Genomic DNA, 10643 nt, shown 5'->3' with positions numbered 1-10643 from the left:
GGCGGTTGAGGCCGGAAACGAGGGTCTGGAGATCGGGCCCGTCAAGCACGGCAACGCGGGCGTCGGGCCGGCTGGCGTCGATGGCGGTGAACGGTTCGATCGCGGTCTCGCCCTTGGAGAAGGGCTCGGGCTGGACGACGCGCGGCGCTTCGGTGATGCGCACGGTGAGCGTGCCGTGGCTGATGGCGACCCGTGAGATCTTGACATCATTGCCGATGACGATGGTGCCGGTGCGCTCGTCGATCACGACACGGGCCGGCGTGTCGGATTCGACCACCAAATTCTCGATTTCGGCATAGAAGCGCGCCGCCGAGACACCCTTCGGCCTTCTGATCTGGACGGTGCGCGAATCGCGCTCGGCCGCCACCCGCATGCCGAAGCGCTGGCCGGTGTAGTCGTTGATGGCGTCCGCGATGCGGATAGCGGTCGAGAAATCAGGATTGCGCAGCTGCAGCGTCAGGATCGCCTGATCGTCGAATTCGGCTTGGACGGCACGCTCGACGATGGCGCCGTTGGGCACGCGGCCGGCGGTTGGCACGCCTTGCGTCAGCTGCTCGGCCTGTCCTTGCGCGGTAAAGCCGGACACGATGACCGAGCCCTGGCCGACGGCATAGATTTCGCCGTCCGCCGCCTTCAGCGGCGTCATGATCAGCGTGCCGCCGGAAAGCGAGGTCGCGTCGCCCATCGAGGAGACGTCGATGTCGATGCGGGCGCCCGACTGCACGTAGGGCGGCATGTTGGCGGTGACGATGACGGCGGCGACATTCTTGGCGCGCGCGCTGCCGCCTTCGGTGGCGATGCCGAGGTTTTCGAGCATCGCGCGGATCGACTGTTCGGTGAATGGCGAGTTGCGCAGGCTGTCGCCCGATCCGGCAAGGCCGATGACCAGGCCGTAGCCGACGAGTTGATTGTCGCGCGAACTCTGCAGCTGGGCGATGTCCTTGATACGCGAGGCGACCTGGCCCGGCGGCAGCGAACTCGGCCCGGTCGAAACCCGGAACATGCGGCTGGTGGTGGCCGGATCATATTCGGGATCGTTGTAGACGCCGCCATTCTTGGCGGCGAGCTCGCGCTTGGCCTTCGGCGTCAGGCCGTCGGCCAGCGCCGGCTGCAGGCCAAGCACGGCTGCCAGGATCAAGGTAAGCCCGCGCATCATGAAGCGCTGACCTGGATGGTTCCATCCGCCATCACCGTGCCGGACAGGATTTTGCCGCTGTCGATGTTGCGAACCTTGACGAGGTCGCCCGCGGCTCCTGGTTGCAGCGTCACGGCGGTCGCCGAGATCGTCAGGCCGCCGGCGATGAAGAAGATCTGCACGGAGGCACCCTGTTCGACCAGCCAGGCCTCGCGGATGGCGGCGGAGGGAATGTAGCGGCCGGGCAGCAAGGTGCGCTTGGCGACCTTGCCATCCAGTTCTTCGGCCCGTGTGGCGACCGCCTCCGGCTTGTGCTTGCCGACGATAAGGGTGACCTGTTTCAGGGCAGCCAGGTTGATGGTCTCGCCGGGATAGATAACCCGGCTCGGAATAAGCACCACCTCGCCGCCAGCTTGATTGCTGGCGATCCGGGTGGCCGACTGGTTGGCCGATTCCTGGGCAAAAGCCGGCATCGTGCCGGTCACCAGCGCAAGGACGAGCGCGGTGCGGCGGAATGCGGACAGGAGGCCGGGCGTCGACATCATGCGTTACCTGATGTTCTTGGAGACCACGGAGGCCATGTCGTCGGCGGCCTGAATGACCTTGGAGTTCATCTCATAAGCGCGCTGCGCCGAGATCAGTTCGGTGATTTCCTTGACCGGGTCGACGTTGGAGGCTTCGAGATAGCCCTGCTGGATGGTGGCAAAACCGGGATCGCCAGGCACGCCGACATTCGCGGGCCCCGAAGCCGTGGTTTCCTGGAACAGATTGTCGCCAAGCGGCGCCAGGCCGGCCTCGTTGGCGAAATTGGCGATCTGAAGCTGACCGAGGTTCTGCAGGTCGGTCTGGCCGTCGATGCGGGCGAAGACCTGGCCGGTCTTGTTGACGATGACCTCGACGGCATCAACGGGAACATTGATTGCCGGAATGACCGCAGCGCCGTCGACCGTCACCAGCTGGCCGGTGGCGTTGGTGTTGAGAGCGCCGGCGCGGCTGTAGAGCGTGCCGCCGTCGGCACCCTCGATCTGGAACCAGCCCCTGCCGGTCAGCGCCAGGTCGAAACTGTTGCCGGTGCTGGTCAGTTCGCCCTGGGTGTGCACGTTGCGCACCGCCGTCGTCTTGACGCCGAGGCCGATCGAGACGCCCTCCGGCACCAGCGAGGCGTTGGAGCGGTTGGGCACGCCTTGCGTGCGGTCGACCTGATAGAGCAGGTCGGAGAATTCGGCACGGGCGCGCTTGTAGCCGGTGGTGTTGATGTTGGCGATGTTGTTGGCGATGACTTCCAGATTTGTCTGCTGGGCATTCATGCCGGTGGCGGCGATGGCGAGTGCTTTCATGGCGGAATTCCTCAGATGCCCATTCGACTGACTTCGAGATAGGCAGAGACCACCTTGTCGCGTATCGCGACGGCGGTCTGAAGCGCCTGCTGCGCGCTCATCACGGCGTCGACCACCTGGCGGGTGTCGGCATCGCCCTTGAGCGCCTGCATCGATACCTGCTCGGCATTCTGCATCGTGTCGACGGTCTTGGAGGCTGCCTGGCTCAGCGCCTCGGCAAAGGAGGTGCCGACATTGCCACCGGCCGACGGTGTCGCGCCGCCCTGGAGCAGGCTTGTGGCGGCGTCATCGCCGCCGATCGACGGCTTGAACTGAAGGGCTCCGATACCGCTGATCATTACTGGTTCCTCATCAGGTCGATGGTCATGGAAATCAGGTCGCGGGCCTGCTTGACCACCTGAAGGTTGGCCTCGTAGGAGCGATTGGCCTCGGTCATGTCGGCCATTTCGATCAGCACGTTGACGTTGGGCATCTTGACGTAGCCCTTCTCGTCGGCGGCCTCGTTGCCGGGCTGGAACTCGACTGGAAAGTCACTGGGATCTCGATCGATCGAGTTCACTGCAACCGTTGAACTGCCGGAGGCCCGGTCGAGCTCGGAGACGAAGCTGATGGTCTTGCGGCGATAAGGGTCGGAGCCGGGCGCGGTGCCCGTCGACTGGGCGTTGGCGAGGTTCTCGGAAACCACGCGCAGGCGTTCCGACTGGGCGCCGAGGCCGGATGCTGCGACTTTGAGGGCTGCGGTCAGTGCGTCCATGGTCAGCTCTTCACCGCCATCATCATCATCGAATGGAACGCCTTGACGATCGCCGTGTTGAGCTCGAAGGACCGGCGCACCTCGCCGGCCTTCAGCAACTGGTCTTCCAGCACGACCGAGTTCTTGGACGGCATGACAACGCCGTCATCTTCCTGCGGCTTGATGGTGAAGCCGGCATTGGTCGCTGCATTGCCGAGATGGCCGGCCTGGGTGGCCTGCAGCGATACGGCGGCGCGGTCGAGCACTTTTTCGAATGGCTCGACGTCGTTTGCCGTATAGCCTGGCGTGTTGGCATTGGCGATGTTGCCGGCCACGGCCGACTGGCGCACGGCCAGCCATTGCGCTTGCTTGGCGGCGAGGTCGAAAAGGGAAACGGGCTCCATGGGAATCTCCGAGCAGGTACCCAGAGACTAGGCCGCCAGTCTTGCGCGGGCCTTGCGGATGGCCGGAAGCCGGAGATCGTTTATCGGGACAGTTCGATCACCTGGTCGGCACTGGTGATCATGACCCATTTGCCGTTGCGCTGCTCGATGGAGGATACCTTGCTGGAATCCGGCAGTATCGAGCCGCGCTGGACCATCCAGAGGCCAGCGTCGTCCTGGATCATGGCGCGGCCGTTGGCGACATGAACCATGCGGAATTTCGCCGCGTCGGCCGGAAACGGTTGCTCGTCGGATGCGGCTGCGGGATCGGCATCATCCCGCACCGTCCCCGTGGCAAGAAGATCGAGATTGGCCGCGGGAACGTCCTTTGCCGTCAGCGGCGCGCTGCGTTCGGCGACCACGCCGCCGCCCGCTCGCCCGGAATTAGAGCCTGTGCCGCCGAACTTCATCGCCTGGACGCCAAACTGGTCCTGGTTGAAGAAGATATACCAGGGGAACAGGGCGCAGATCAGGCCGAGCGCGATGCCGAGCGCGGCAATGACGAAATCGCTGCGTCGGTCGGACTTCTTCTCCAGTCGGGGAAACGGCGCCTTTGGCGGCTGCGGCCATTCGGTGCGCGGGAACAGGCCGTCGATCAGCGATTCCCGGCTGGCCTGCGTCATCTCGGCAGCCACCGCCTGGGGAGCCCGGGACAGAGCGGGTTCGACGGGCCTGGCCAGATCAGGATCGGCTTTGCCAGCCCGTGGCAGGATTGGCTTGACGGCTCTGGCCAGAACGGCCTCGGCTTTGGCCGCGATGGCACGGGCGGCCTTTGCTTTGGCGGTTCTCGCCGTGTCAGCCTCTGCCTGCTGCGCGGCATTGGCCTCGGCGATCATGTCGCGCAGGATGCGCTCGGTGTATTCGCGTTCAGTCTCCGGCATCGGCGTTCAGCTTGCTCTTGAGGTGGCGGGCGAGATCGGAGAACGGGTCGGCTGAGGGGCGATCCTTCGGCCCTTGCGTCAGCGCTTCATAGATCAGCGGCACCTGGCGCACGGCGATGTCGAGTTCGGCATCGACGCCGCCCTGATAGGCCCCGAGCAAGCGGATATCGCGTGTGTCCTCGAAGCGCGAGATCATCGACTTCAGCCTTGTCACCAGCGCGCGCTGTTCGACGCTCCAGGCCTTTCCGGCCAACCGCGATATGGACGACAGCGGGTTGACGGGGGGGTAGCGACCCTGTTCGGCGATCGTGCGGTCGAGCACGACATGGCCGTCGAGGATGCCGCGCACGGAATCGGCGACCGGGTCGTTGTGATCGTCGCCGTCGACCAGTACGGAAATGATGGCGGTGATCGATCCCTTGCCTTCCGTACCCGGCCCGGCGCGTTCGAGCAGCTTGGGCAATTCGGTGAACACCGAGGCCGGATAACCGCGGGCGACCGGCGGCTCGCCGGTTCCCGTCGCCACCTCACGCAAGGCGTGAGCGAAGCGGGTGATCGAATCCAGCACCAGCAAAACGCGATGCCCCTGGTCGCGAAAATGCTCGGCGACGCGCATGGCGGTGTCCGGCGCACGCCGGCGCATCATGGCGCTTTCGTCGCTGGTGGCGACGACGGCGATGGTCTTGGCCATGCTGTCGCCGATCGTGTCCTCGAGGAATTCACGGACTTCCCGGCCGCGTTCGCCGATGAGGGCCACCACGACGGTATCGAATGCGTCGGCTCCGGCGAGCATGGCGAGCAGCGTCGACTTGCCGACGCCGGAGCCGGCAAAGATGCCGAGGCGCTGGCCGAAGCAGAGCGGCGTGAAGATATCGATGACCTTGACGCCGGTCATGAAGGCAGTGCCGACGCGTTGCCGCGCCATGGCGCCCGGCGTCGTCTGGGCGCCGCGCGATGTGTCGTCTCCCCGGGCGAGCGGCGGGCCGCCATCGATCGCCCTGGTGAGTGCGTCGATGGTGCGGCCGCGCCATGAGGCATGCGGTGCCACCACAAGCGGACCGCGGCGGAACACGGCATCACCGATGCCGGAATCGGCGCTGCGTTCGAAGGGTGCCACGACGGCCTCGTCGCGGCCGATCTTGACGATCTCGCCGCGGCGCGCACCGGCATGGCCGGGCTGCTCGACGATGTCACCCAGCCTGGCGAAGCCGGAAAGGCCGTGCACCTTGTAGTGCGTGGGCGTGACTTCGATGACGCGGCCGCCGCGCTTGAGCAGTGCCTCGGCGTCGGCGAAACGCCGCCAGACCCGTTCCAGGGCGGCAAGCCGGTCTTCCGGTGCCGGCTGGAGTTGTCTTTCGAGTGCCCGCAGGGATGGCTGGTCGAGCGACATGGACTATTTCGAGCCGAGCGTCTTGATCGCCTCGTCGGTGGACGAGTCGGTCTGGCGCATCAGGGCGGCCGTGTTCTCGAAGGCGCGCTGGACCATGATCAACCTGGTGATCTCCAGCACCGGATTGACATTGGACTCTTCGAGAAAACCTTGGGCAACGCCGATATCGGAGCGATCGGTGACAGGCTCCGGGGTGCGTGCCGGAACAATGCCGGAATTGCCATAGCGGACGAAGTTCGCGCCTGGATCGAAATTGTAGAGGCCGATCGATCCGACAAGCTGATCGTTCTGGCGCAACGAACCATCGGCCCCGGCCTTGGGCGGACCGTTGCGGGGGTCAAGCTGGATCGGCGAGCCGCCGGCATCGAGCACCGGGTGGCCTTCGATCGACATCAGTTCGCCGTTCTCGTTCATCGAAAAACGGCCGTCGCGGGTCATGACGGTGCCGACCGGCGTCTCTATAGCGAACCAGGCATCGCCCTGGATGGCGAAATCGAAGGGATTTCCGGTCTCGCTCAAGGCACCGTGGGCGCCGGAAAGGTAGGTCTTGCCCGGGGAGGCGAATGACACCGATTTCTGCCCGGTGCCAGAGACGACGTCCTCGAACTTCACGCCGGTGGCGCGAAAGCCGATCGTGGAGGCGTTGGCGACGTTGTCGGCGATGGTGTCGAGGCGCCGCTCGAGCGCGATCTGCGATGAAAGAGCGACGTACAGGCTGTCCCGCATGATGGTCTCAGAACCTCAGTTTCTGCATGGCCATCATCAGGTCGGTGGAGATGCCGACGGTGAGTGGCTGGGCAAACAGCACGCTGACCGAGGTGACGGCCGATGAAGTCGGGTTGTTGATCTCGTACATACTGGTGAAGCGCGTCAGGAACTTGCCGAGTTTCTCGGGGTCGGAGAAATCCGAGATGTCGAGTTTCTGCTCGAACAGCTGCGCCTGCTTGTCGACATCGGCGGTGGCGAAGGAATCGGGCAGGCCGAGCACGGTGCGCACGACACTGGCAAGCGCAGTGTCGGCCAGCACGTCATACCAACTGGTGATGGTTGGGGCCTTGCGATCGAAATAAAGCGCCAGCCGCACGCCCTGGTTGGTCTGGCCGGCATCCTCTTCGAGGGTCTGGCGCATGTATTTGTCGACGGTCGGCTGCTGCGCCGGATTGATGGTGGTGGCCGCTTCGCCATGTTGTTCGAAGTTGAAGGCGGCGGCCAGCCCGGCATAGGCCTTGTTGGTCATCTTGTTGGCGACGCTGTCGGCGTCGCGAATGCCGCCGGCAAGAACGTTGCGGATGAGGTCCTTGCTTTCCGTCGCCGGGTCCAGTCCGTAGGCCGAGAGCACGTAGTTGTACAATCGGCTGTTGGCCATCAGGTCGTCGATGGATTTCACGTTCGTGACGTTGGCAAGGTAGTACGCGGTCTCCGACTTGATGTAGTCCGCATTCGGCGCGATCAGGCCAAGCGCCGACTCCGTCGTATAGATTTTCGGGGTGTCTTTCTGCACTTCGTCGCGCGACGTTGTCTGATCGCCATATTGGGCAAAGTTGAAGGCCGTGACGAAGTTGGCGTACCGTTTATCCGTCAGCTTGTTTGCTGGGCTGTCGGGGTCGCTGACGCCGCCCTCGAGCATTGTGCGGATCTGCTGCGGCGTTTCGGTTGACGCATCAAGTCCGTAGGAAGCCATGGCGAAGGTGAGCAGGCGCTTGTCCGCCATGAGGTTGTCGATCGACGTCACCTTGGAAATGTTTGCCGCGTAATAATCGGCCTCGCCCTTGATATATTGCGCGCTTGGCTCGACCAATGTCAGTCCGGCTCCGGCCATGTATCCTTTCGGCACCGCCTGCTGGACATCGTCGCGCATGGTCGTCTGATCGCCATACTGGGCGAAGTCGAAGGCTGCGACGAATTTGGCGTAGCTCTTGTCGGGCAGTTTGTTGGCGGGACTGTCGGGATCGCTGACGCCACCTTCGAGCATCGCCTTGACGGTTGCGGCAGGTTCGGTTGCGGCGTCGAGTCCGAAAGCGGCCATCGCATATGTCAGCAGGCGGCTGTCGCCCATCAGGTCGTCGACCGATCTAACCTTGGCGATGTTGGTGACGTAGTAGGCGGTTTCGCTCTGGTAGTAAGGGAGCCCCTTCTGCGAGGCGCCGATCTGGACTTGCAGCGCATAGTTGCTGGTCACCAGTTGCTGCGCCTTGTTGTAGACAGTCGTACTGGTGCCGTTGGCGGCGAAATTGAAGGCCCTGACGAATTCGGCGTAACGCTTGTCGGTCAGCTTGTTGGCGAAGCTGTTGGGATCGGAGACGCCTTCCTTGAGTGCCTTGACCATGAAGGCCTTGGCGTAAGCCATGTCCTCGAGCCCGTAGGCCTTCATGGCATATTTGAACAAACGGTCATTCTTGACGAAATCGTCGATCGATTTCACCTTGGTGATGTTGTCCAGATAATACTTGGTGTCGCGATCAACCACGGGCTGCTGCTCGATCCTGTCGATCGACTTTGAAATGTCCCTGGTGATGAGCTGGTAGCTGGTAAAGGTATTAAGCAAAGAGGTGCCTCCGGCCGAAGCTATGTCCGGACAATACCCCTACTTCCTTGCGCGAAACTGAATCGTCTCCGACGCCTTCGATTCAAGCCTCACACAAGGCACGGGGGCTATCCCTAGCTCCTGATGTGAAATGCGGAAGGACCTGTCGTGGGCATTCTGATTGGACTGGTGGTAACGCTCGGCTGCGTCCTTGGCGGCTTCATGGCCATGGGCGGCCATCTTCACGTGCTGATCCAGCCCTGGGAGGCAGTGATCATCTGTGGTGCGGCTTTTGGCACCTTCCTCGTCGCCAATCCGATGAAGACGGTCAAGGATACCGGCAAGGGCATTCTCGAAGCCTTCAAGCAGGCGGTGCCGAAGGAACAGGACTATCTCGAAACGCTCGGCGTGCTGCACTCGCTGATGCGCGAGCTGCGCTCGAAATCCCGCAGCGAGGTCGAGGCGCATATCGACAATCCGGAAGAGTCGGCGATTTTCCAGGCGTTCCCAACCGTGCTGCATAACCACGATCTGACGCATTTCATCTGCGACTACTGCCGCATCATCATCATCGGCAATGCCCGCTCGCACGAGATCGAGGCGCTGATGGACGAAGAAATCCAGACCATCAGGTCCGACAAGATGAAGGCCTATCACGCGATGGTGGCGGTGGGCGATGGCCTGCCGGCGCTCGGCATCGTCGCCGCCGTGCTCGGCGTGGTCAAGGCGATGGGCGCGCTCGACCAGTCGCCGGAAATTCTCGGCGGTTTGATTGGTGCCGCGCTTGTCGGAACGTTCCTCGGCATCTTCCTGTCCTATTCTGTGGTCGGACCGGTCGCCACCAAGATCAAGACAGTGCGCGAGAAGAAGAACCGCCTCTATATCATCGTCAAGCAGACGCTGTTGGCCTACATGAACGGCGCGCTGCCGCAGGTGGCGATCGAGTTCGGCCGCAAGACCATCTCGTCCTATGAACGGCCGACGATCGACGCGGTCGAGCAGAGCACGATGAATACCGGCACCGTCGAAAAGAAGGCCGCCTGAACGATGCGCGACAGATCGGTCCCGGCACTGTCATGACCAGCCTGGGCAGTCCAGCGGAAGCGCGCTCGCTGATCATCGAGCGTCTGGTCGGCGACAGCGGTGAGGCCGCGCAGGTCATCGACGCAGGCCGCGCCATGGCCGAACGCGCCGTGCCGCTGCTGCAGAAAACCCTGACCAGCGAGTTTGGCGTTCCGGTCGTCGTCGATCTCAAAGCGATCGAGGTCAGCCGCGTTCCCGAGGCGCGTTCGCGTGCCGGCGACACGTTTGCGATGACCGTGATCGGCTCGTCGGCGTCCTCCGATGCGATGACCCTGGTAATCGATGCTCCGGCGATCGCCATCATGGTCTGCACGCTGTTCGGCGGCGACCCGGATCTGCCGGCATCGCCGATCGAACGCGATCTGTCGCAAATCGAAATCGATGTTTCGACCATGGTGTTCCAGCAGGTCGCACAGGCCCTCAACGGATCGGGAAAGCGTTCGCTCGACCTGCGCCTGCCCGCGCCGCGGGCAATGTCGGGCACCGAGGCGAAGCGGTACGTGCTGCGCGATGGCGCGGCAATCCGCATCGTGCTTGGCATCTCGACGCCGGCCGACAGTGGCACCGTGACGGTGACGATGCCGCAGCGCGTCGTGCTGGCCAGCCGCGACGGAGCCGTGCCTGTCAGCGACGACGATCACGGCCCCAGCTGGCGCGCCCGCTTTTCGGAAGAGGTGATGCGCTCCACCGTGGCGCTCGAGGCCACGATGCCGCTGGCGCGGCTGACGCTCGGCGACCTCGCCGGTTTCGAAATCGGCGACGTCATCGAATTCGAGGAAACGGCCCAGTCCCAGGCGCGTCTCAGCGCACGGGGCAAGACGCTGTTCGTATGCGAGTTCGGCAAACTGGGACAGAATTACACCGTCCGGATCAGGCAACCTTACGATGCCGGGCAGGACTTTATCGACGGGCTGATGCCGGCTGCCGCCGGACGCGCCTGAGCATTTGGAGACGATCATGGCCAAAACCAAGGCGGAAGCCGACCTCGACCAGCCGGACGAGCAACTCGACCGTGCCATCGAAGAGTTGCGCGGGGTCCTGCATGAAGAGGAGCAACGTCCCGATGCGGCGTTCAGGGCGGCCTCATCGGCCAATTCGAGCGTGATCATGAACATCC

Annotated in this window: 12 protein-coding genes; 2 read left to right on the top strand and 10 right to left on the bottom strand. The window is 63.6% G+C overall.

Annotation, left to right across the window (positions count from 1 at the left end):
• The 10 genes from EN879_RS11395 to EN879_RS11350 form a co-directional block, all read right to left on the bottom strand.
• The coding region (locus tag EN879_RS11395) for a flagellar basal body P-ring protein FlgI (RefSeq protein WP_164774376.1) at nucleotides 1-1156 on the bottom strand (1156 nt) is incomplete at its 3' end.
• On the bottom strand, nucleotides 1153-1680 hold the full coding sequence (flgA, locus tag EN879_RS11390) for a flagellar basal body P-ring formation chaperone FlgA (RefSeq protein ID WP_063168917.1): 528 nt from the start codon (nucleotides 1678-1680) through the stop codon (nucleotides 1153-1155). The genes flgA and EN879_RS11395, both read right to left, overlap by 4 nt.
• 3 nt (nucleotides 1681-1683) lie before the next feature.
• Complete coding sequence (gene flgG / locus EN879_RS11385) at nucleotides 1684-2472, bottom strand: flagellar basal-body rod protein FlgG (RefSeq protein ID WP_013529795.1); 789 nt, start codon at nucleotides 2470-2472, stop codon at nucleotides 1684-1686.
• Between the two features lie 11 nt (nucleotides 2473-2483).
• Nucleotides 2484-2810, bottom strand: coding sequence for a flagellar hook-basal body complex protein FliE (locus EN879_RS11380; RefSeq protein WP_013529796.1), 327 nt, complete (start codon nucleotides 2808-2810; stop codon nucleotides 2484-2486).
• Nucleotides 2810-3226, bottom strand: coding sequence for a flagellar basal body rod protein FlgC (gene flgC, locus EN879_RS11375; protein ID WP_013529797.1), 417 nt, complete (start codon nucleotides 3224-3226; stop codon nucleotides 2810-2812). The genes EN879_RS11380 and flgC overlap by 1 nt, the downstream gene beginning before the upstream one ends.
• A gap of 2 nt (nucleotides 3227-3228) precedes the next feature.
• Nucleotides 3229-3609: a flagellar basal body rod protein FlgB gene (flgB, locus tag EN879_RS11370; RefSeq protein ID WP_013529798.1), complete on the bottom strand. Its 381-nt coding sequence runs from the start codon at nucleotides 3607-3609 to the stop codon at nucleotides 3229-3231.
• Between the two features lie 80 nt (nucleotides 3610-3689).
• Entirely contained in the window at nucleotides 3690-4529 is an 840-nt protein-coding gene (locus EN879_RS11365) for a hypothetical protein (protein ID WP_063168916.1), read from the bottom strand.
• A complete protein-coding gene (gene fliI / locus EN879_RS11360) occupies nucleotides 4516-5919 on the bottom strand; it encodes a flagellar protein export ATPase FliI (protein ID WP_024502685.1) in 1404 nt (467 codons plus the stop codon). The genes EN879_RS11365 and fliI overlap by 14 nt, the downstream gene beginning before the upstream one ends.
• 3 nt (nucleotides 5920-5922) lie before the next feature.
• Nucleotides 5923-6645 (bottom strand): flagellar basal-body rod protein FlgF, encoded by a 723-nt coding sequence (flgF, locus tag EN879_RS11355; RefSeq protein WP_013529801.1) that lies wholly within the window; start codon nucleotides 6643-6645, stop codon nucleotides 5923-5925.
• Between the two features lie 7 nt (nucleotides 6646-6652).
• Nucleotides 6653-8464, bottom strand: coding sequence for a DUF1217 domain-containing protein (locus tag EN879_RS11350; protein WP_063168915.1), 1812 nt, complete (start codon nucleotides 8462-8464; stop codon nucleotides 6653-6655).
• A gap of 147 nt (nucleotides 8465-8611) precedes the next feature.
• On the opposite strand from EN879_RS11350, the gene motA reads away from it, so the two are divergent.
• Together motA and EN879_RS11340 are read left to right on the top strand one after the other, a co-directional pair.
• Nucleotides 8612-9487 carry a flagellar motor stator protein MotA gene (gene motA, locus EN879_RS11345; RefSeq protein ID WP_013529803.1) on the top strand — a complete coding sequence of 292 codons (876 nt, stop codon included), beginning with the start codon at nucleotides 8612-8614 and terminating at the stop codon, nucleotides 9485-9487.
• A 32-nt stretch (nucleotides 9488-9519) separates the two neighbouring features.
• A complete protein-coding gene (locus EN879_RS11340; RefSeq protein ID WP_013529804.1) occupies nucleotides 9520-10467 on the top strand; it encodes a FliM/FliN family flagellar motor switch protein in 948 nt (315 codons plus the stop codon).
• Nucleotides 10468-10643: the final 176 nt, after the last annotated feature.

The organism is Mesorhizobium sp. M7A.F.Ca.AU.002.02.1.1 (genome assembly GCF_003998535.1).
GTDB lineage: Bacteria > Pseudomonadota > Alphaproteobacteria > Rhizobiales > Rhizobiaceae > Mesorhizobium > Mesorhizobium ciceri.
This window is presented reverse-complemented; position numbering and strand designations above follow the sequence as displayed.

What these genes read in the sequence shown, in the direction of transcription:
- flgF (WP_013529801.1), bottom strand. Translation starts at nt 6,645, where the DNA reads ATGCGGGACAGCCTGTACGTCGCTCTTTCATCGCAGATCGCGCTCGAG.
- flgB (WP_013529798.1), bottom strand. Translation starts at nt 3,609, where the DNA reads ATGGAGCCCGTTTCCCTTTTCGACCTCGCCGCCAAGCAAGCGCAATGG.
- EN879_RS11380 (WP_013529796.1), bottom strand. Translation starts at nt 2,810, where the DNA reads ATGATCAGCGGTATCGGAGCCCTTCAGTTCAAGCCGTCGATCGGCGGC.
- flgA (WP_063168917.1), bottom strand. Translation starts at nt 1,680, where the DNA reads ATGATGTCGACGCCCGGCCTCCTGTCCGCATTCCGCCGCACCGCGCTC.
- flgC (WP_013529797.1), bottom strand. Translation starts at nt 3,226, where the DNA reads ATGGACGCACTGACCGCAGCCCTCAAAGTCGCAGCATCCGGCCTCGGC.
- fliI (WP_024502685.1), bottom strand. Translation starts at nt 5,919, where the DNA reads ATGTCGCTCGACCAGCCATCCCTGCGGGCACTCGAAAGACAACTCCAG.
- EN879_RS11365 (WP_063168916.1), bottom strand. Translation starts at nt 4,529, where the DNA reads ATGCCGGAGACTGAACGCGAATACACCGAGCGCATCCTGCGCGACATG.
- flgG (WP_013529795.1), bottom strand. Translation starts at nt 2,472, where the DNA reads ATGAAAGCACTCGCCATCGCCGCCACCGGCATGAATGCCCAGCAGACA.
- EN879_RS11340 (WP_013529804.1), top strand. Translation starts at nt 9,520, where the DNA reads ATGACCAGCCTGGGCAGTCCAGCGGAAGCGCGCTCGCTGATCATCGAG.